Source organism: Alcaligenes sp. (assembly GCF_050255915.1).
GTDB classification, from domain to species: domain Bacteria; phylum Pseudomonadota; class Gammaproteobacteria; order Burkholderiales; family Burkholderiaceae_B; genus Alcaligenes; species Alcaligenes aquatilis.
On the sequence record NZ_JBFWIQ010000003.1, the window covers coordinates 120,343 to 140,689 of the forward strand.

Consider the following 20,347-nt stretch of genomic DNA (forward strand, 5'->3'; position numbering starts at 1 on the left):
AACGTAGAAGAAGATCGTTCCATTCCGTTTTTGCAACGGGGTGTTGATAACGAGACAGAACGGAACGCCGCGTTGACGGGGCGTCACCGGAGCATTCCGCTCTGTGATCCAGGCGGCCAAAGGGCCGTAACAGACACAGGACATTTATGCTGATTTCTAAACCCACACTTTTAAACGATGTCTCTAGCGCAGAGAGCTTGCTGGTCAGTAATCCCCGATTGTGGAACTGGCGCAAAGATCATCTGAACGACGCCGTCGCGCCCGCGACGTATTACGAAGCATCGCTTGCCCCCTGGACCCGCTTTGATCCTCTGCAAGCCGACACGCAATGTGATGTGCTGGTGGTAGGCGGTGGTCTGTTAGGTGCCTCGACCGCCTTGCATTTGGCCCGCTCCGGCCTGGATGTCGTGCTGGTGGAAAAAGACAGTATTGGCTCTGCCGCCTCAGGTCGAAATGGTGGCCAGTTAACTCCCGGTTTGGCCCGTTGGGAAGCGGCAGATATGATTGCCCATCTGCCTTTGGATGAAGCCCGCCGCTTGTGGCGCTTTGCCTCGCATGAAGCGATGGATTTGCTCGATCAGATTGCTCAGGATTACGAACTGGATTTTGATCGTCGTCGTGGCCATTTGACGGCTGCGGTTCATGCAGGCCATATGGGCGCTCTGGTGGAGGGGGCGGATGCCCGCCGCTACCTGGGCGATACCAGTGTGGAGATTGTGGGTAGCTACGAACTGGAACAGGAAATCCGTTCACCGCTGTATCACGGTGCCGTGGTGGATACCCTGGGCGGACAACTGCATCCCTTGGCGCTGTTGCGGGGGCTGGTGTATGGCCTGGTTCAGCATGGTGGTCGGGTTTATGAAGGCAGTCCGGTCGAGGAGATCGAGCAGACAGAAAAGGGTGCCTTGGCGGTCACTGCCGGTGGCACGATTCTGGCGCGTCAGGCCTTGGTGCTGGCCGTCCATGACACGACCTCGCAGTTCTTGCCGACGCAGTCCAATACCACCGTCCCGTTCTATACCTACGTGGGCGTGACTGAACCCCTTGAGTGCCCGGTCAGCGAGCTGCTGCCAACGGACCGTGCGGTGTACGACACCCAATTCCAGATCGACTATTACCGTGCCGTGCGTCAAAACCGCTTGCTGTTTGGCGGGCAGGGTACGGGCACCAGTTGGTCCCCTGAACGTATCAATGACTATTTGCTGGATCGTATCCAAACGGTATTCCCACAGCTGGAGCAGGTGCAGCTGGAGTTTTCCTGGAGCGGGATCAGTGACTTCACCTTGAATGGGGCCACTGACTCGCGCAAGACCGAGGATGCGGTTCCCGTTTACATGGTGCATGGCTGGAGTGGTCATGGTGTGGCACAAACCGTGCGTATTGGTAAAGCCATTAGCGACGACGTGATGGGTCGCAACGAGGACTTTGCCATGTTGACGGATATTACCCACCGCAGCATTCCGTTGGGCCATCAGTTATCGGGTCTGGCGATCCCTGTGGTCAAAGCCGCCATTGGCATGATGAGTGCGGTGAACCCCGGCCGCCTGGTGTCTTTCTAAGTACGTTTTCAAGTCCTTGTTTAGCGGCGCTGACTAGGGCAAGCCCTCACTTGTTTTCGATCCTGATTGCTTTACATTGTGATTTCCTATTTGTATTGGCTTCAATATTTTAGGTTCATAAGAATTATCAGTATCATAAAAATGAGGGACAGATATGCAGAAAGGGCTTGTTCGTACAGGGGTTGCGGCCGCTGGTTTGATTTTGGGTTTGGCGTGGGCACCGGCTCATGCGCAAGTGCAGTCGGTAGAGGTGATGCGCGACAGCTATGGTGTGCCGCATGTCTTTGCCGACAGCCACTATGGCTTGTACTACGGCTATGGTTATGCGGTCGCCCAAGACCGTCTGTTCCAGATGGACATGGCGCGCCGCTCCTTTGTAGGTACGACCGCAGCCGTCCTGGGCCCTGGCGAGCAGGATGTCTACGTCAAGTACGACATGCAGGTCAGGCAGAATTTCACACCCGCTTCCATACAGCGGCAAATCGCTGCCTTGTCCAAAGATGAGCGCGACATTTTCCGTGGCTATGCTGATGGCTATAACGCCTATCTGGAGCAGGTGCGACGACGTCCCGAGCTGCTGCCCAAAGAATATGTAGATTTTGATTTCCAGCCCGAGCCGCTGACGGATTTTGACGTGGTCATGATTTGGGTCGGGTCTATGGCTAATCGCTTCTCCGACACGAATCTGGAAGTGACGGCGCTGGCCATGCGTCAGTCTTTGGAAAAAGAGCACGGCCCGGAACGTGGCCGTGCTTTATTTGATGAGCTGCTGTGGATCAATGACACAACAGCTCCCACCACGGTTCCGGCTCCCGCTGCCGAGCACAAGCCACAGGCGCAAGCAGGGACGCGGAATCTGGCTCATGTTTCCTCGCAAGTGCTGGCTGCCGAGCTGGAACGTCAGGACAAGCACTGGGGTGGACGTGGCCCGGACTTTGCGCCCAAGGCCAGCAATTTGTGGAGCACTCGCCCCGAGCGTGTTCAGGATGGGTCTACCGTGCTGATCAATGGCCCGCAGTTTGGCTGGTACAACCCGGCTTATACCTACGGCATCGGCTTGCACGGCGCGGGCTTTGATGTGGTGGGCAACACGCCTTTTGCTTATCCGATTGTTTTGTTTGGCACCAATAGCGAGATTGCCTGGGGGGCGACTGCCGGTCCTCAGGACGTGGTGGATATGTATCAGGAGAAACTGAACCCGGCGCGTGCCGATCAGTACTGGTTCAACAATGCCTGGCGCACGATGGAGCAGCGCAAGGAGCGCATCCAGGTGCGTGGTCAGGCTGATCGTGAAATGACGATCTGGCGCACCGTACACGGCCCAGTGATGCAGTTTGATTACGATCAGGGCACGGCTTACAGCAAGAAACGCAGTTGGGATGGTTATGAGGTGCAGTCCTTGCTGGCCTGGTTGAACGTGGCCAAGGCCCGCAACTGGACGGAGTTTCTTGATCAAGCCAGTAAGATGGCGATTTCCATTAACTGGTACTACGCCGACAAGCACGGCAATATTGGCTATGTCTCGCCGGCCTTCCTGCCCCAGCGTCCTGCCAATCAGGATATCCGCGTGCCTGCTAAAGGGGACGGCAGCATGGAGTGGCTGGGCATCAAGAGTTTTGACGCGATTCCCAAAGCCTACAATCCGCCCCAAGGCTATCTGGTCAACTGGAATAACAAACCTGCGCCGGACAAGACCAACACGGATACGTACTATTGGACTTACGGCGACCGCATGAACGAGTTGGCCAGCCAATATCAGCAGAAAGACGTGTTCAGCGTGCAGGAGATCTGGGCATTCAACAAGAAGGCGTCTTATAGCGATGTGAACTGGCGCTACTTCCGTCCGCATCTGGAAAAGCTGGCGCAAAGTCTGCCTGCCAATGACGTTAATAAGGCGGCGTTGACGACCTTGTTGGCCTGGGATGGCATGGAACACGATCAAGCTGGACAAAATGCCGGATCGGCACGGGTGCTGTTCAAAACCTGGCTGGAAGAAATGTACAAGCAGGTCCTGATGCCAGTCGTGCCCGAGTCCCATCGCGCCATGTACAGCCAGGCAGGTTTTGCCACACAGCAAGGTCCCAATCCTGGTTCCATCAACTTGAGCATGGGCACCAAGGTACTGTTGCGTGCCTTGGCCCTGGAAGCCAATCCTGATCCCAAGCGTGTGAATGTTTTTGGTGAGCGCTCGTCTCCAGAAATCATGCACACGGCTTTGCAAAATGCGCAGGCTCGTTTGAGCCAGGAGCAGGGCGCTCAGATGGAGCGCTGGACCATGCCGACCTCGGTGCACCGCTTCAGCGATAAGAACTTCACAGGCACCCCGCAGACGACGTCGGGTAATACCTTTGCCTTTACTGGCTATCAGAACCGTGGCACGGAAAACAACCGTGTAGTGTTTGATACCCAGGGCGTGGAGTTCTGCGATGCCATGCCGCCCGGCCAAAGCGGATTTACCGACCGCAATGGCGTGCGCAGCCCGCATTACGAGGATCAGTTGAAGTTGTACGAGAACTTCGAGTGCAAGACGATGGATGTGACACATACGGACATTCGCCGCAATGCACAAAGCAGCACGATGCTTTTGATTCAGCCGCAGTCTTAACAATGAGTGCGGCACCTGCACTTTGAGGCGGTGCCGCTTCTTCGATCGTTGCTGGAGGGTTTAGCAGGCCAGGAGATGTAGAGTTAGTAAAGGTAGCTTGCCAGTATCAACAGCGAAGCTGAGTACGAAGTCTACGCTGCAAATCCGGGCAGGCAGGATTGGAAGTAGGTCGAAGAGGTATAAATGTATTGACTTAGGTTGATCTGATAGATGCTGGCAGATCTATCGGGCAGAAAACGGCTCAAAGTTGTCACTGGCCCGCGATTGTAGCGAACGCTGCACTTGTGCTGGAGTGTCTGATAAATCGCGATTAGGCAAAATGGCGGTTTTGTTTGGCTGCAAAGTCGAAAGCCGTTTACCTCTTTGCACCGTATTTTTTAAGCTCTAGTTTCCGCTGCATTGCGTGCTCAGGGTGCCGCTGCAGCGATGTCGCGTGCGATAGCCCGTTACATCATTCTGCCCGAGAAATGTCTGCCTCCCTTCTTAGACGGGCAGCTTAGCGGAAGCTTCAATAGATCTCGAACATGTCGCGCTTAGTGCTGCAATCCTAGGTGGTAAAACTGCCAAGTGCACGAGATTAATTTCAGCGCGCTACGCATTTGCCAGAAAGCCGGTAGCATCATTGTTAATTTGTGTAATACTGGCAACGAAGGAATCGTTTCGCAAGGACGCGCTAGTGCGCCCTTGCGCCGGATCAGACTAGCTGAGTAAGCAATGGGACAAAGAGACAAAATCTATAAAAACTCTGTAACTCGACATTCACGGGAGCTATTCCAGCTTATTGGATGTTTGCAGGATAAAAAAAAGAGAAATTTAGTCCGCGGGTACGCCTCCAAGCAGAAAGTCTCCAGCCACGACGCTGAAAAGCTGCGTTGCGGAAATTCTCCCCACGATAGCGTCGTAATTGGAGCAATACTTAAGGGCCACAAAGGCCTTTTAAACAATCTAAACGACGAAGTAAAGAAGACAAGCGGCGACTTGTACGTAATGACATCTTTTCCTTTTACTGATTGGAAAAGCGAGGTTCGTTATACCGCAGGCTACTTAAACTCCGTGGGCGCGCAGGCTTTCGAAATGCTAGACGTCATCAGATCGCTGGCGAATCTAGATTACAGAGACTGCGATGCAGTGCTTGAGATCCTTTTAGAGCAAGCGAAAAAATACGGCGCATCGAATTTTTTCTCTTATAAACTTGCATATGTGCGAAGCACAGCGAAGCTGTCGGCGCACGCATTAGGTGTGGTTTCGCAGATTGAAGATGAATTCGCACATCGGCAGCATGCTGGCCTGCATTTTAGTGCGCTGGAAAATATAAGTCCAAAAATCTCAATCTTTGCAGTGGCTCAGCGTCGGATTAGCGGTCTGATAAGCCGGCTGGCGGGAAATTTTCGAAAAGCTATCTCTCTCAGCAATTTCGTTCCTACACCGACTGATTACACTGACGTAGCGGGATTTTTGCTTCGCTCAACTGAGTCTTCTCTTATCGACACGTTGTATGCCGTTGTAACTATTTTCAATCTTCATCAAAACCTAGGTGCGGTTCGCGAGGAATTTAAGCTCCGACTAGATGCTTCGCTAGTTGGCAAAATCGAATCGCTTATAGCGTACGCCGAAACGTTTGACAACGACCAGCTGGTCTCAGAATACTACCAAGCCCAGGACATTGATGGAGATTTGTCTCTAGCAACATATCGAGTGAGTGCTGCATTTCTGGAACGACCCGCTTGCGCCTCTTATAGGAACAAGTTGGACAGGGTCGTGGGAGTGAGGCTGTTGGCCGAAGTACGTGATGATCTCCTCCCGGCTAATTCTCGCGGGGCTGTTCTTAAAGAGCTGTTGCTGGCGCCAGAGCAAACAAATGTCGCCGATGTACTCAATGTGACACTTGATTCGTTCTATCGCACGTTTCTCTTCCTACAATTTGTTGAAAATCCGCTCAACATTGTGGCGCTCACTGCGAAGGAAATTACTTTCATATTCGAAAATACCTCGCGCCTCGAAGTGCTGTTGACCGAGCGAGAGATGCGTGCGCTTTATGCGTCGGCGACGCCCAGCGCACGGGGACTGGTATCTGTTTTAGCTCTTGCGCTTTTTAGGAAAAAATCTGTAGACCCCGATGCGGACTTCGAGTTCCGAACGGACTTCATTGCATACGTCAACGAAAACCATGGCGGTTCAATTCTTGACTTTATCGAGTTCCTTCTCATGGACTCACCACAGGTCGCAAAATACATCGTGGAATCGCTAAACGAGGTGACGCTAGAAAAGATGTATACATTGGTCCGAACCGCTTCTGAAGCAGCACAAATTCGTGGGGATATTCTCAGAGCCGTCGGGCAGAAGCTCGATCAAATTGAGTACATCATCGAGGCCGATGCCATTGCGACGCGCTCTAAGTTACTACAACTTCAGAAATATTTCGATAGCAGTCGGATGTATGTAGACAGTGTTGCAATGAAGCGATGGCTCGATAGCAATCCCACAGTTTCGACAGAGCAATATAGAGCGCTCTATCCCGTCGCAGCGCATATTGCCAGAGTTAGTACGGACATTGGCGAGAGTAGAGAACTGCTATTGATTCGTTTGCAAGATGAGGATGAATATCTGATATCTCAGATTACCAAGGATGCCTTCGAGCAGTTTTGCTTAGATGCGGAATTCGGGATCCAGTCGTATCTGGGACGCCGGATTCGGCATAATACTTTAGATGGAGTAACGACCGAGACAGTCGACGCTGTTTTTCAAAGCGCCGATTATCGGGCGCTCATGTCTAATCCCTCATTTAGAAGGGCGGCCGAACATTGGTTATCCATGTATAGAGGGATTATCAATAAGCTGAGACGTGACTATCTTCAATTCAAATCAAAAACGACCATCAACCCACTTTTTGATTCCTCCTTGGACTTAGAAGATGCGGCAACGCAGGAGAATGTGCGTTGGCTTTCAAACGCACTCCGCCTAGCTGGGGGCAGCGAGTTGCTTAACGATCTCGTTATATCCTTTTGTTGGAAGCAAGTTGCGCCGCAGTTAGAGCGTGCTGCTAGATTCATACGAACACAGCTCCTTCAAGAGGCCAATGCAAGTATTGATCGAGTATTTTCTGGCTATTTTGGCGGGGTCGAAATGCAACTAAAGGCAGACCTTCACGAAGCGGTTAACGAGGTCCTGAAGAAGGTTGCGGACTGGTTTCAAGTGCCTCAGACTGGATTTGTTTCAGCGTCGCCCCGGGATTTATGCCAAATCATACTGATTGAACTCAATATACGGAATCAAATTGATTTTCGCGGAAATGCTGTCGAGAGAAAGTACACCGGAATTAGTGTGCACCGCCTATACGATTGCTTGGCCGTCCTGCTTCAAAACGCGCACAAGCATGGCGAAGCAGGCACCGATATTTTAATCACTGCCTCTGCTGCTAAGCCAGATGCTGAGGGTGATTTGGATGATTTGACTATGCAGATTACGTCGCAGGTAACTGAAAGCAAATATCATGAGGCCAAGACGCGCATCTTCAGTGCAATTGATTCCAAAGAAACTAGCAGAGCTATGGTTACGGAGGGCTATACGGGGATCAACAAGATAAAGTTCATCACCCGTGCCAGTGAGGGTGTGCATACAGTCAAATGCGACGCTGATGATCAACGACGATGCCTTACGGTGACTTTCTCGCTGCGCGCTGAGAGGGCAAGGGAAAGCATCGTAGAGGGGGCTGTACTTTGAGAATATTACTGGTAGAGGATGAGGTCCACAAGCGCGACGAGATAATCGGCTGTGTGTTGAGCGTGTACGAAACCGCCCCGGAGATCGTCGACAGCGTAAGTGGGGCTGTTCTCAGTGTCATGGCAGATGATTTCCATCTCATTATTCTTGATATGGCGCTGTCAACGTTTGGAGACAGTGCCGGCGATAACGTAAAAGGGCACGACCAGGCTCAGGGGGGTATAGAGGTTCTGCGCGCCCTAAAGGCCGCGAAAAAAATGGCAAAGATTATTATTGTGACGCAATATCCTGATTTTCACATCGGTGGTGTCAAGGTCAAACTGAAGGACTCACCTAAGATTATTAAGGCGAAATACGGGCAGGACATCGTGGGAGCGGTTTTGTACAACTATAAGTCCAAATCGACAATGCAACGAATAGCATCAATATTAAGACAACATAAATGAAAATAATGCTCATAGAAGATGACGATCGGAAGCGTCGCGCAATAGTTGCACACCTCAAGAAAAAATTTATACCAAGCGAGTCGATTATATTCGCAAAAAACATGACGGACTTCTCCGCAAGCCTTCACGAGGATATTGGATTATTTATTATTGATTTCAATCTTCCGTCGGTCGAAAATGCTGCCGCATCGCAGAATGGCCGAGCAATACTTGAGGCAATCGTCAAGGCGGGGAAGAGTGACGCCCTCACTTTGGCGATAAGTTCTTATCCGAACGATTTTCCGGAACTTCGAGCATATTATGAGGAGCGTGGCTGCATACTCGCGGACTTCAACAGCAAGGGATGGCAGTCCACTCTCGATCACATCCTTGTTCAGCTCCGACGCAATTGGCAATTCGATTTCTTAGTCTTCTGCGCGCTTCCGGAAGAGAGGAACCCCTATATCGGACTTCTGGATGGTAAGTCGGTATCTAGGGGGGGCATTGATTGCTATGACGTTCAGCTTGCCGAGAGAAGAGGTTCGATAATCCTCCTGCCGCAAATGGGATTGGTCAACGCGGCCATCACGGCTGGTGTGTGCATCGATAAGTTCAAGCCAAAGGTGATCGGCATGAGTGGCATATGCGGTGGATTCGAGCGCAGGGCAGAATTGGGGCAGATTTTTATCTGCGGGATGGCCTACGAGTATCAGTCTGGCAAATGGGCCACTGACGGGTTTAAGCAGGAACCCTACCAAGTTTCGACGGATCAACAAACCCTCACTCGGCTGAGGCATTTAGCGGATAAGACTGGGTTGATGGCCGAGCTAGAGCAGGGTTTCAGTGGTCAACGGCCAGGTCGTACGCATAAACCGGAGGTCGGGATATTCACGAGTGGGTCGGCCGTTATTGCGGACAAGAGCCACTTGAACCATATTGAAAATATCCATCGGAAAATTAACGCACTTGATATGGAAGTCTTTGCGGTTCAACGTGCCGCGGAGCTGTCAGCCCATAGGCCTCCAAGCATAAGTGCGAAATGTGTGGTCGACCTATGCGACAGCAATAAAAGTGACAATTTGCACGCATATGGTTGCCACGTTTCCGCCAAGTTCTTAATCCTAGCCATCACGGAACACTTTGCAACGCCATAACATTCAATCTATTAGAGAAGGATGGGCTTCTACATTGCTTCACGCGGGGAAGATGTCCCACGGGGCATGGCGACTCGCGTGCTTGGGCCTAGGGTAAATGGTATAGCGGTCGCATACGTACGACTGCTTCTGGCCGAAAGCAGCAGTTTCAATCCCAACCCTAACGCAACTGACAAAACATGTCAGATCAAATCTGAGTCGATACCTAAAAAAAGCCGCTCCTGAAACAGGAGCGGCTTTTCTTACTTTTAACCTAAGCTCTTATCAGCCTGGAATACGATCCAGAATGCGTTGTGCTTCGATACGAACACGCTCGGGGGCGGTGCCGCCGATGTGTTTGCGCGAAGCGACCGAGCCTTCTAGCGTCAGCACGCCAAAGATATCCGATTCAATACGGCTATCGAATTTTTGCAGTTGTTCCAGGTTCAGATCGGCCAGGTCGCAACCCAATTGTTCACATTCACGCACGGCCAAGGCCACGGTTTCGTGGGCATCACGGAAAGGCAGGCCTTTCTTGACCAGGTAGTCGGCCAGATCGGTAGCGGTGGCAAAGCCTTGCAGCGCAGCAGCGCGCATGGCTTCTGGCTTGACCTTGATGCCCGAGATCAGGTCGACAAAAATGGTCAGGGTGTCGCGAATGGTATCAGCCGAATCGAACAGACCTTCCTTGTCTTCCTGGTTGTCCTTGTTGTAGGCCAGCGGTTGGCCTTTCATCAAAGTCAGCAGGGCAATCAGGTGACCATTGACTCGGCCGGTCTTGCCACGGGCCAGTTCGGGAACGTCGGGGTTTTTCTTTTGCGGCATGATGGAGCTGCCGGTGCAAAAGCGGTCAGCCAGATCAATAAAGCCAACGCGGGGGCTCATCCACAGCACCAGCTCCTCTGAGAAGCGGGAGATGTGCGTCATGATCAGGGCGGCAGCGGCGCAGAATTCGATGGCGAAGTCGCGGTCCGACACAGCGTCCAGCGAGTTGCGGCACACATCGTCAAAGTTCAGCAGCTTGGCAACCATTTCGCGGTCGATGGGGTAGCTGGTACCGGCCAGAGCGGCAGCGCCCAAAGGCAGGCGGTTCACGCGTTTGCGGCAGTCTTGCAGACGCTCGGCGTCGCGCTGGAACATTTCAGCGTAAGCCAGCAAATGGTGGCCAAAAGTAACGGGCTGTGCCACTTGCAGGTGGGTGAAACCGGGCAAAATGGTGTCTGCCTGAGCCAGCGCCAATTCAGCCAATTTACGCTGCATCTGGGCCAGCAGGTCCAGGGCAATGTCAATTTCATTGCGCAGCCACAGGCGGATATCGGTGGCGACCTGGTCATTGCGCGAACGGCCAGTGTGCAGGCGCTTGCCCGCATCGCCAATCAGCTCGACCAGACGTTTTTCAATGTTCAGGTGTACGTCTTCCAGGTCCAGCAACCACTGGAACTGGCCTTGGGCGATTTCGTCCAGAATCTGGCTCATGCCGCGCTCAATGTCGGCCTTGTCCTGCTCGGTGATCACACCGACGGCAGCCAGCATGCTGGCGTGGGCCAAGGAACCCTGAATATCAAAGCGGGCCATGCGCTTGTCAAAGTCCACCGACGCTGTGTAGCGTTTGACGAGGTCAGAGACGGGCTCGGAAAAACGAGCCGACCAGGCCATGGCCTTATTGGCGAACTGGTCTTGGGAAGAGGGGGGGGTGTTTGATGACATAGAGGGTGATTATAGTGGATTGGACGGGCTGACGCAGGTCATCCAGTCCCGCAGAAAACAGACGCTGTGCAGTATATTAGATAGTTTTGAGACTCTAGGAAACCATGCGGGCCCTTTTTGGGGCTGGTGGGATAAGGAAGAATACATGGAGCAAGACAGTACCTTTGCCGATTTGTTGGGATGGCAATGGATCGAAGCGTATTTACCGCAGGATCGCTGGGTACAGATATTGGCCGGTTTGGCGATGCTGACTGTGCTGGTCTGGGTTGTCAGTTGGTTGACCAGTTCCGTTCTCTCGCGCCTGGTACGGCGTTTGCTGAAAGTGGCGGGCAAAGATGACTGGGCACGAGCCTTGGTGAAAAAACGCTTTGTGCGCAATGTGGGCTATGCCGTGCCTTTGTTGGTGGTCAGCTCAAATCTGACCCTGTTGCCCTTGGCCAAGACTTTGCTGGAGGTGGTCGAACGGGTGGCCTTACTGGGCTTTCTGGTCTTTCTCATCATGGCGATTGTCAGCCTCTTGGGGGCGTGGCAAGAGGTCTACGCCAACTCCAGCAAGGGGCGCACCAAGTCCATCAAGGGCTATGTGGAGGTGGCCAAGATAGCGGTGTGGGCGATTGGCATTATCGTCATGATCTCCATCATTCTGGATCAATCGCCTGTCTTGCTGCTCTCCGGTCTGGGCGCCTTGTCGGCCGTGCTGTTGCTGGTCTTTAAAGACACCTTGCTGTCGCTGGTGGCCAGCACGCAAATGAGCACCAATGACATGTTGCGCATCGGCGACTGGATCGAGATGAAGCAGGCCGGGGCAGACGGTTTTGTTATTGATATCGCTCTACATACGGTCAAAGTTCAGAACTGGGACAAGACCGTCACGACTATCCCCACCTACAAGCTGTTTTCCGAGAGCTATCGCAACTGGCGTCAGATGTTCGAGTCGGGGGGGCGACGCATCAAACGCACCTTGAGCATTGATGCTTCTAGCGTTCGTTTTCTGACTCCGGCCGAAGTTGATAGCTTGTCGCGTTTTGCGTTGCTGCGTGATTATTTGGCTGAGAAAAAAGAAGATTTGGAGCGCTCCAATCAGGAACTGAGCCGTGCGGGTATGGATGCGGTCAACTATCGCCGTCTGACCAATCTGGGCACCTTCCGTGCCTATTGCACGGCCTATATCAAACGCCACGCTGAAATTCACCAGGACATGATCCAGATGGTGCGCATGATGGACCCTACGACAGAGGGTATCCCGATCGAGGTGTATTGCTTTACCAATAAAACCGCCTGGGTGGACTATGAGCGCATCCAGGGTGACATTTTTGACCATATTCTGGCGGTGCTGCCTGAGATTGGCTTGCGTCTGTTCCAGTCGCCCACCGGTCGGGATTTGAGCCTTGGCTTGAGTCTGGCAGCCGAAAGTCACCGTCCGTCTTTGTCGGGCAGTGCGAAAGATCCTCTTTAAATTTGACGTGCGAGTAACCATGAAACAAATTACGGCCATCATCAAACCCTTCAAGCTCGATGAAGTTCGCGAAGCCCTGGCAGAGCTGGACGTTAACGGCTTGACCGTAACTGAAGTGAAAGGCTTTGGTCGCCAAAAAGGTCATACCGAGCTCTATCGCGGTGCCGAGTATGTGGTGGATTTTCTGCCCAAGATCCGTGTGGACATCGTGGTGGCAGCCGATCGCTGTGATTCGATTATCGAAGCCATTATTAAAGCCGCCCACACTGGCAAGATCGGTGATGGCAAGATATTTGTGACACCGGTTGAGCAGGCTATCCGCATTCGGACCTCGGAGAGCGGTCGCGACGCACTGTAAGGTGGCCGCAACTGGGCTGGTGTGGACAGTCGTTCTGGAAGGACAAGCTGATGCGATATGAAAAACTAGGTTCAGCACCGCGTGTTTCGTGTGTGGGCCAAGGCAGTTGGTATGTCGAGCAGGCCGATTGGTCGCAAAGCATGACGGCTTTTCAGGCCGGGCTGGACGCGGGCATGAACCATATCGACACCGCCGAGATGTATGGCGACGGGCAGGCAGAGACCTTGATCGGTCAGGCTCTGCAAGGTCGTCGTCACGAGGCTTTTCTGGTGTCCAAGGTCTTGCCCTTTAACGCTAGCCGTCAGGGCGTGATCCGTGCTTGCGAGGCCAGCCTGAAGCGTTTGGGTACGGACTATCTGGACCTGTATTTATTGCACTGGCCCGGCCAGGTTCCTTTGGAGGAAACCTGCGCGGCCTTTGACCGGCTCGTACAGCAAGGCAAGATCAGGCAGTGGGGCGTCAGCAATTTTGACGTGCCAGATCTGGAAGAGCTGTATGACATCGTGGGGCCGGGCGAGATTGCTTGCAATCAGGTTCTGTATCACCTGAATGAGCGCACCATTGAACACGCAGTCATGCCCTGGTGTCAGGAGCATAAGATCAGCGTGGTGGCGTATAGCCCCTTCGGTCACGACGATTTCCCGGAGCCGGATTCTGAAGGCGGGGCCTTGTTGGCCGAGATTGCCAGCCACTATCAGGCCACCGCGCGGCAAGTGGCTTTGGCCTTTTTGCTGCGTGACCCCAATGTGTTTGTGATTCCCAAGGCATCGCGCGCGGTTCATGCTCTGCAAAATGCAGCCGCTGCAGATTTGGTGTTGCAGCCCGAGCACATTCAAGCATTGGATGCTCAGTTTCCACGCGGCCCCAGGCCTGCTTATTTACCAATGATTTGAATGCAGGAAGAACGGCCCCCAAGCTTGGGATGACATCCAGGCTTGGGGGCCGTTTTTCATGAGTCGTCGCTTTGATTAAGTGGCGAAGTAGGGCTGACGCTTGTTCTTGACGTACAGCCAGGCCAGGGCCAGCATGACCACTGCCGAAATTGGCAGCGTCCAGGTATTGACGCCGTACCAGCCATAGACGGCCAGCACACGACCCGAGGTAAAGGAGGACAAGGCCACACAGGTAAAGATGATGAAGTCATTCAATGCCTGCACACGACCACGCTCTTCGGGACGGTAGCAGTCCACCACCATATTGGTGGCACCGATGAAACCAAAGTTCCAGCCCAGGCCCAGCAAAATCAGGCTGACCCAGAAATGCGGCACCGTCATGCCCAGCAGCGCCACAATGCTGGCTAGCCCCAGCAAGAGCACACCCGCAAAGGTGACGGGGATTTTGCCAAAGCGCTTGATCAGGTTGCCGGTAAAGAAGCTCGGGCCAAACATGGCCAGAATATGCCACTGAATCCCCAACGTGGACTCTTTCAGGCTATGGCCGTGCATGACCATGGCCAAGGGTGAGGCCGTCATCAGAAAGTTCATCAGCACGTAGGAAGCCACCCCGGCCACGACCGCAATAATGAAGTAGCTATTGGAGGCAATCACGCGCAAGGGGCGTCCGGTGTAGGGTATCTTCTCTTGCTGATTTCGTGTGCCTGGTGCCAAGCGTAGGCAAAAGGCAAAAGGCAAGACCAGAGCTGCCAAGGCCGCCTGCGCCAGGAAGGCGGCGGCAAAGGGGTGATCCGGCCAGATGTCCTGAGTATGGATAATCGTCTGGGTAGCGATAATTGCTCCCAACAGCCCTCCGGCCATAACCCAGGAAATGGCTTTGGGTCGGAACGTATCGCTGGCGTCATCCGCAGCGGCAAAGCGATAGCTTTGTACATAAGAGGCATACAGCCCGGCCAACAGGGTGCCCACACAGAACAGGACAAAGGACAGGCTGTAAATCCCGGCAGCAGCCAACAGGCCCGCTCCTATGCCCAGCAAGGCACCAATGATGTAGCCACCCTGGCGTCCTAAACGGCGCATCAGAAAAGCGGCGGGCAAAATGCCGATGGCCAACCCCAGGTTGAAAATACCCACCGGCAAGGTTGCCAGGTCCGGGCTGCTGGCCATTTTTTGCCCGACCAGACTGCTAAGCGCCACCACCAATGCCGGATTGGCCCCGCCCAGTGCTTGCATTCCAGAAAGAATAAAGGCGTTGCGACGGCTTGGATCGACTTGCGTGGACATGGCGGGTCTCGGTATATAACTTTGTTTTATTAGTTAATGCTGAATTTTAGCTAAGCCAGTGTAGCACCACGTGCCCAGAAGGCTGGCATAAAGGATTCAGCCACCAGGAGAGGTTGACCATGTCGCCAGAAGACGGAACAGCGAGACAGAATCTGCTGAGCCGGCGGAACCGGTTCGCCACTGCAGGCCAGGGCGCGCTCAATTGTGCGGAAAACGCTCATGCCCCGATTCAATCGACAGCTTAAAAAAGCCGAGCGTTGTATCTGGGCATCGTTATAAAGCATGTCGGCCAGCGGTCGGCTGCGTAGCCGGCGCATACCCTGCCAGACGCTGTGCGAGGCGGGCAGGGGAGTGAAACTGCGGGCAATCACACAACGGATTCCGTCCACGGACATGGATACTTCTCGTATCCAGGCCAGCGTGCCCAGTGGCTTTTGAATCAAAGCGGCTTCTTGAGGACTCAAGCGGCATGTGTACTCGCTGACGACTTCCAGATGGACGTTGCCCAAGCGGCGTAAACCGGCGGTCAGTGCGCCGGGACGGTGTAGCCAGTACTTTTGGGCAGGGGTGGCAGAGGGATGAATTCGCTCGTGCCAGGGTTTTTTTGTGCTGGAGGAAAATTTCATGTCCTGTATTATCGCCAAAGCCATAAAATAGCGCTCATGGAAAAAGAACGTATCTCAAAATTAATGGCCCAGCGCGGCATGTGTTCACGCCGTGAGGCGGATGCCTTCATCGAACGCGGCTGGGTTCGTGTGGACGGTCAAATCGTCTCTGAATTGGGGAGTAAAGCCTACCCCAATCAGAAAATCACACTGGAAAAACAGGCGCGTCAGCGCCAGACCCAACGTGCCACCATCCTGTTGCACAAGCCCGTGGGCTATGTGTCGGGGCAAGCTGAAGCCGGTTATCGCAATGCGGTTTCCCTGATCGGTGCGGCCACGCAGTACAAGGGTGGCCGCGGTGGCCAACGCTTTGACCCAGCACATTTGCGCGGTCTGGCCCCGGCTGGTCGTCTGGATATTGACTCCACCGGCTTGCTGATCCTGACTCAGGATGGTCGTATTGCGCGGCAGATTATTGGCGAAGACTCGGTCATCGACAAGGAATATCTGGTGCGTGTGACCGGCAAGCTGAGCGAGCGCGGCCTGGAACTGCTGAACTTTGGTTTGAGCCTGGATGGCAAGCCTTTGCTGCCTGCCCAAGTGTCCTGGCAGAACGATGACCAGCTGCGTTTCATTTTGCGCGAAGGCAAGAAACGCCAGATTCGCCGCATGTGCGAGCTGGTCGGTCTGAAGGTTGTGGGTTTGAAGCGTGTGCGTATTGGCGAACTGGTACTGGGCGACCTGCCTATGGGCCAGTGGCGCTACATGAAAGAGTCCGAGCGCCTGGCCTAAAGGCAAAGGGGCGGCTTACAACCCCGAATGACGAAGTTGAAAGCTGGCCTTGTCATCCTGGGCCAGCGTTTTTGTTAACCACGGCATGCTTTGTTCCAGAGCCTTGAGCAGCGTCCAGGGAGGATTGCTGATGAACAGGCCGCTGCCATGCAAACCCAACCCATTTTTGGCCGGAGCACGAACCGACAGGCTGACATGCAGCCAGGGCGTATCCAGTTGCTCCAGCTTGCGTTGTAAGGCCTGCACTTCGGGCCGTTGCACAATGGGATACCACACGACAATACAGGCTTGAGCAAATCGCTTGAGGGCATTTTTGACGCTGTTCAAGACCTGTTGATAGTCGGATTTGGCCTCGTAAGAGGGGTCCATCACCACGATGGCGCGTCGCGATGGCGGCGGTAGCAGGCGCCCCAACTGTTCAAACCCATTGTCTGGGTACAGACGTACTCGACGATTGCCTTGAGGGAACAATTGCGCCACGTTGTCGCTCAAGACTTCAAATTCGGACGGATGTAGCTCAAAGCCATGAAAGCTGTCTTGGGGGCGCAAGCGCTCCAGTGCCAACCAGGGGGAACCGGGGTAGTAGCGCGCCGTGCCGTCCGGGTTCAGGTCGGCAATGGCATCAATATAGTGTTCCACCAGCTCCGGGTAGTCGTCTTGCTGCAAGACCCGGTCCAGGCCGTCGTAGAACTCGCCCTTGGTTTGCGCCCAATCGTGTTCCAGATCATAGATGCCGGCACCGCAGTGAGTATCGATGATGCTGAAAGCACTGTCTTTTTGAGCGTAGTAATTAAAGATATGCAGCAAGGTGGCGTGCTTGAGCACGTCCGCGTGATTGCCAGCATGAAAGGCGTGACGGTAACTGAACAAGAGAAATCCTGATGTTGCGGTTTAATTAAAGCGTATCGGGGCGAATGGTAGTGACTTTATCAGTGAAGATGCCATTGCATCCCCAATCCAGCAGTTCGCGTACCCGTTCAGCCTCGTTGACGGTCCATACGGCTACGGTATAGCCTTTTTGCCGAATCGCCTGAACCAAGGCCTGGCTGACAAAACGATCATTCAAATTCAGACCCATGCAGCCTAGGCGTTCCAGGCGTTCAGGCCAGTCTGCCGGAACGTCTTCTTCAATCAGCAGGGCGCGGGGTAGGGTGGGGGCGGCTTGCTGGGCCGCTTCCAAAGCCGCTTCGGAAAAAGAGGACAGCAAAGGCGGCAAGCTGGCCTGTGCCCACAGAGCCTGCGCAGCCAGGGCAACCCGTCGACCCGTTTCCGCCTCGTCCCCAGTGGTGGGCTTGATTTCGATATTGCTGTGCACCTGATTGGCTAGGGTAAAGGCGGCTATCGAACTTAATGTGGGTATGGGCTCTCCGGCGTAGGCCGAGGAATGCCAGGCCCCAAAGTCCAGGGCTGACAGTTCGGCCAGTGTCAGCCGGGAGGCAATACCCTGACCATTGGAAGTGCGGTCCAACTGGTCATCGTGCAGTAGTACGGGAACCGCATCGCGGCTCAGTTTGACGTCGTACTCCATCATGCGAAAACCATTCTGGGTACCGACCCGAATGGCAGCCAGGGTGTTTTCCGGGGCAATCTTGCCGGCGCCACGGTGGGCGATCAAAGCGGGGTAGGGCCAGTGATGGTTCAGTGAAGGCATGGCGGACTCGCAAGAGGCGTGATAAAAAGCCAATGTACTATTTTAACCGGGGCTGTACACTGTACGGTTTTCATATACGGTATATTTTCAGGCCGAGCCGGCTTGCCGGTCTGATGCGCCACCCGCAGCGCCCTGCTGCAAGCGAAAGTAGGTGATGATTAATGTTCGAGATTATCCGTAAGAACCAACGCGTCATGCAGCTGGTCCTGTTAGTGCTGATTTTGCCATCTTTTGTATTGATTGGTGTCAGCGGCTACTCCAGCTACGTTTCTGGCGATAGCGATATTGTCAAAGTTGGCGATAGCGCCATTACATCCCAGGAATTTGATCGTGCGCGCCGCATGCAGCTGGATGATATGCAGCGCAACAATCCTTCCGGTTTTGATCTGGCCCAGGCCGACAGCCTGGAGAGCCGTCGTGCATTGCTGGAGTCCTTGATTGATCAACGTGTACAAATCGAAGTGGCCACTGCTGATCGCTTTAACGTGTCCGACATTGCGTTGCGCGACTATATCGCTACCATGCCGGAGTTTCAGGAAAACGGCGTCTTTTCACCTGCCCTTTACAGCCAGGTTTTGGCCTCGGCCGGCATCGATACCCGTGATTTCGAGCAAAGTCAGCGTGGTCAGTTGGCCCTGCAACGTGTGCTTGGCCCGGTCGCTGCCAGCACTTCGATGCTGCCTAGCGTCATGAACAAACTGGAAATCGCCCTGACCGAAGAGCGCGGTGTGCGCACTCGCAGTTTCTTGACTCGTGATTTTGAACCCGAGGTGCAGATCAGCGATGCAGACCTGCAGGCTTGGTACGATGCCAACAAGCAATCGCTGGAATTGCCACAGCAAGTCAAGGTGGAATACCTGTTGCTGAATGAGGCCGCAGCCTTCAAGGATCTGCCTACGCCCACAGACGAACAGCTCAAGCAGTATTACGAGCAGAACAAGGCACGTTATGTGCAGCCTGGCCGCGTAAATATCAGCCATATTTTGGTGAACGTACCGGCGGGCGCTTCCGACAGCGAACGCGAAGCGGCCCAGACCAAGGCTCGTGAGCTGGCTGAAAAAGCGCAAGCCAATAAAGACGATTTTGCCGATCTGGCGCGTGCCAATTCCCAAGATGAAGGTAGTGCCCGCGAAGGTGGCGAGCTAGGTTGGATTAGCAAAGGTTCCTGGCCCAGCGTGTTGGAAAATGCGGTATTTGCTCTGAAAAAGGGTGATGTGTCCGGCGTGATCGAAGGCCCCAACGGTTTCCATATTTTCAAAAGCAATGAGGTTCAGCCCGAGCAAGGCGAGTCTTTCGAGCAGGCCCGCAGCAAGGTTCAGGAAGAAGTGCGCAAGCAACTGGCCTCTGAGCGCTTTGCCGATATGGCCAGCAAGCTGACCAACCTGGTCTACGACAATGAGGACAGTCTGGAAGCGGCGGCCAATGCCTTGGGTTTGACTTTGAAGCAAGCTGAAGGTATCAGCCGCCAAGGTTTGATTCCTGCTTCGCAAGTAGAGGGTGATCTGGCTGCCGCCAATGGCCCCGATGCGGCCGTGCTGGATGATAGCCGTGTGCGTCAGGCGCTGTTCAATGCCGAGGCTTTGGCTTCGCGCAAGAATGCGGGCGTTGTCGAAGTGTCCCCTGACACCTTGATTGCCTTGCGGGTGATCGACGTAACCGACGCTCATGTGCCTGCGCTGGATAAAGTACGTACGATTGCTGAGGAAAACCTGCGCCGTGAAAAGGCGGCTGCCCTGGCGGTACAAGCGGGTGAAGACTACTTGAAACAGTTGCAAGCCGGTAGCGAACCAGAAAATTTCTCTGCCCAGTTTGCTGTGAGCCGTGCTGAATTCCCGGAAATGGATGAAGCCTTGCTGAACAAGGTTCTGGCCAATCCCGTGGACAAGTTGCCTGCGTATGTGGGTGATCGTCAGCCCCAGGGCTACACCGTCGTGCAGATTCTGAGTCACCAACCCGGCAAGGCGGGCAATCCCGGTCTGGACATGTTGACGGCACAGTTGACGCAAGCCATGGCTCGTACTGAGACCCAAGCTGTTTTGCAGGCGATGCGTGTACAAGAGAAGGTACAGATTCTGCCCGAAGCAGAAAAAGAGTTGACCTCCAGTGGTGAGGATGAATAAGGCGGCTTGAATCAGGGCCGGTAACCCTGGAGCTCTCAG

15 protein-coding genes are annotated in these 20,347 nt (G+C 54.0%); 10 read left to right on the plus strand and 5 right to left on the minus strand.

Going from position 1 to position 20,347, the window contains the following annotated elements:
* Positions 1 to 146: 146 nt before the first annotated feature.
* From AB7E06_RS04660 to AB7E06_RS04680, 5 genes are all read left to right on the plus strand, one after another.
* Positions 147 to 1,559, plus strand: a complete 1,413-nt coding sequence (locus tag AB7E06_RS04660) for an NAD(P)/FAD-dependent oxidoreductase (protein WP_234354309.1) — start codon at positions 147 to 149, stop codon at positions 1,557 to 1,559.
* 154 nt (positions 1,560 to 1,713) lie between these two features.
* Complete coding sequence (locus tag AB7E06_RS04665; protein WP_346548401.1) at positions 1,714 to 4,164, plus strand: penicillin G acylase; 2,451 nt, start codon at positions 1,714 to 1,716, stop codon at positions 4,162 to 4,164.
* A 714-nt stretch (positions 4,165 to 4,878) separates the two neighbouring features.
* Complete coding sequence (locus AB7E06_RS04670) at positions 4,879 to 7,884, plus strand: hypothetical protein (protein ID WP_321277832.1); 3,006 nt, start codon at positions 4,879 to 4,881, stop codon at positions 7,882 to 7,884.
* A complete protein-coding gene (locus tag AB7E06_RS04675) occupies positions 7,881 to 8,330 on the plus strand; it encodes a response regulator (RefSeq protein WP_321277831.1) in 450 nt (149 codons plus the stop codon). Before AB7E06_RS04670 ends, AB7E06_RS04675 begins: the two co-directional genes overlap by 4 nt.
* Entirely contained in the window at positions 8,327 to 9,463 is a 1,137-nt protein-coding gene (locus tag AB7E06_RS04680; RefSeq protein ID WP_321277830.1) for a nucleoside phosphorylase, read from the plus strand. The genes AB7E06_RS04675 and AB7E06_RS04680 overlap by 4 nt, the downstream gene beginning before the upstream one ends.
* A gap of 264 nt (positions 9,464 to 9,727) precedes the next feature.
* Here AB7E06_RS04680 and argH read toward each other — a convergent pair whose 3' ends face one another.
* Positions 9,728 to 11,149 carry an argininosuccinate lyase gene (argH, locus tag AB7E06_RS04685; protein ID WP_346548404.1) on the minus strand — a complete coding sequence of 474 codons (1,422 nt, stop codon included), beginning with the start codon at positions 11,147 to 11,149 and terminating at the stop codon, positions 9,728 to 9,730.
* 145 nt (positions 11,150 to 11,294) lie between these two features.
* Between argH and AB7E06_RS04690 the strand changes: the two genes are divergently transcribed.
* From AB7E06_RS04690 to AB7E06_RS04700, 3 genes are read left to right on the plus strand one after another with little or no spacing between them, the layout of a single operon-like run.
* Entirely contained in the window at positions 11,295 to 12,605 is a 1,311-nt protein-coding gene (locus AB7E06_RS04690; protein ID WP_094196883.1) for a mechanosensitive ion channel family protein, read from the plus strand.
* Positions 12,606 to 12,624: 19 nt separating this feature from the next.
* Positions 12,625 to 12,963 carry a P-II family nitrogen regulator gene (locus tag AB7E06_RS04695; RefSeq protein ID WP_094196882.1) on the plus strand — a complete coding sequence of 113 codons (339 nt, stop codon included), beginning with the start codon at positions 12,625 to 12,627 and terminating at the stop codon, positions 12,961 to 12,963.
* A 50-nt stretch (positions 12,964 to 13,013) separates the two neighbouring features.
* A complete protein-coding gene (locus AB7E06_RS04700) occupies positions 13,014 to 13,856 on the plus strand; it encodes an aldo/keto reductase (protein ID WP_346548407.1) in 843 nt (280 codons plus the stop codon).
* 75 nt (positions 13,857 to 13,931) lie between these two features.
* On the opposite strand, the gene AB7E06_RS04705 is transcribed toward AB7E06_RS04700, so the two are convergent.
* Both AB7E06_RS04705 and AB7E06_RS04710 read right to left on the minus strand, forming a co-directional pair.
* Positions 13,932 to 15,140, minus strand: a complete 1,209-nt coding sequence (locus AB7E06_RS04705; RefSeq protein WP_346548409.1) for an MFS transporter — start codon at positions 15,138 to 15,140, stop codon at positions 13,932 to 13,934.
* A gap of 50 nt (positions 15,141 to 15,190) precedes the next feature.
* Positions 15,191 to 15,766: a chorismate--pyruvate lyase family protein gene (locus AB7E06_RS04710; protein WP_321277826.1), complete on the minus strand. Its 576-nt coding sequence runs from the start codon at positions 15,764 to 15,766 to the stop codon at positions 15,191 to 15,193.
* Between the two features lie 36 nt (positions 15,767 to 15,802).
* Between AB7E06_RS04710 and AB7E06_RS04715 the strand changes: the two genes are divergently transcribed.
* Complete coding sequence (locus tag AB7E06_RS04715; protein WP_094196878.1) at positions 15,803 to 16,537, plus strand: pseudouridine synthase; 735 nt, start codon at positions 15,803 to 15,805, stop codon at positions 16,535 to 16,537.
* Between the two features lie 15 nt (positions 16,538 to 16,552).
* On the opposite strand, the gene AB7E06_RS04720 is transcribed toward AB7E06_RS04715, so the two are convergent.
* Both AB7E06_RS04720 and ugpQ read right to left on the minus strand, forming a co-directional pair.
* The gene (locus AB7E06_RS04720) at positions 16,553 to 17,407 is read right to left on the minus strand and encodes a 23S rRNA (adenine(2030)-N(6))-methyltransferase RlmJ (RefSeq protein WP_108727555.1); all 855 of its coding nucleotides are present in this window, start codon (positions 17,405 to 17,407) and stop codon (positions 16,553 to 16,555) included.
* A gap of 25 nt (positions 17,408 to 17,432) precedes the next feature.
* Positions 17,433 to 18,188: a glycerophosphodiester phosphodiesterase gene (gene ugpQ / locus AB7E06_RS04725; RefSeq protein WP_199827820.1), complete on the minus strand. Its 756-nt coding sequence runs from the start codon at positions 18,186 to 18,188 to the stop codon at positions 17,433 to 17,435.
* 161 nt (positions 18,189 to 18,349) lie between these two features.
* On the opposite strand from ugpQ, the gene AB7E06_RS04730 reads away from it, so the two are divergent.
* Positions 18,350 to 20,308, plus strand: coding sequence for a SurA N-terminal domain-containing protein (locus AB7E06_RS04730; RefSeq protein WP_427955427.1), 1,959 nt, complete (start codon positions 18,350 to 18,352; stop codon positions 20,306 to 20,308).
* The last annotated feature ends 39 nt before the right edge of the window (positions 20,309 to 20,347 follow it).

Bases quoted from the DNA above. Each gene is read 5' to 3' on its own strand.
- AB7E06_RS04660 (WP_234354309.1), top strand. From the start codon at position 147: ATGCTGATTTCTAAACCCACACTTTTAAACGATGTCTCTAGCGCAGAG.
- AB7E06_RS04665 (WP_346548401.1), top strand. From the start codon at position 1,714: ATGCAGAAAGGGCTTGTTCGTACAGGGGTTGCGGCCGCTGGTTTGATT.
- AB7E06_RS04670 (WP_321277832.1), top strand. From the start codon at position 4,879: ATGGGACAAAGAGACAAAATCTATAAAAACTCTGTAACTCGACATTCA.
- AB7E06_RS04680 (WP_321277830.1), top strand. From the start codon at position 8,327: ATGAAAATAATGCTCATAGAAGATGACGATCGGAAGCGTCGCGCAATA.
- argH (WP_346548404.1), bottom strand. From the start codon at position 11,149: ATGTCATCAAACACCCCCCCCTCTTCCCAAGACCAGTTCGCCAATAAG.
- AB7E06_RS04690 (WP_094196883.1), top strand. From the start codon at position 11,295: ATGGAGCAAGACAGTACCTTTGCCGATTTGTTGGGATGGCAATGGATC.
- AB7E06_RS04695 (WP_094196882.1), top strand. From the start codon at position 12,625: ATGAAACAAATTACGGCCATCATCAAACCCTTCAAGCTCGATGAAGTT.
- AB7E06_RS04700 (WP_346548407.1), top strand. From the start codon at position 13,014: ATGCGATATGAAAAACTAGGTTCAGCACCGCGTGTTTCGTGTGTGGGC.
- AB7E06_RS04705 (WP_346548409.1), bottom strand. From the start codon at position 15,140: ATGTCCACGCAAGTCGATCCAAGCCGTCGCAACGCCTTTATTCTTTCT.
- AB7E06_RS04710 (WP_321277826.1), bottom strand. From the start codon at position 15,766: ATGAAATTTTCCTCCAGCACAAAAAAACCCTGGCACGAGCGAATTCAT.
- AB7E06_RS04715 (WP_094196878.1), top strand. From the start codon at position 15,803: ATGGAAAAAGAACGTATCTCAAAATTAATGGCCCAGCGCGGCATGTGT.
- ugpQ (WP_199827820.1), bottom strand. From the start codon at position 18,188: ATGCCTTCACTGAACCATCACTGGCCCTACCCCGCTTTGATCGCCCAC.
- AB7E06_RS04730 (WP_427955427.1), top strand. From the start codon at position 18,350: ATGTTCGAGATTATCCGTAAGAACCAACGCGTCATGCAGCTGGTCCTG.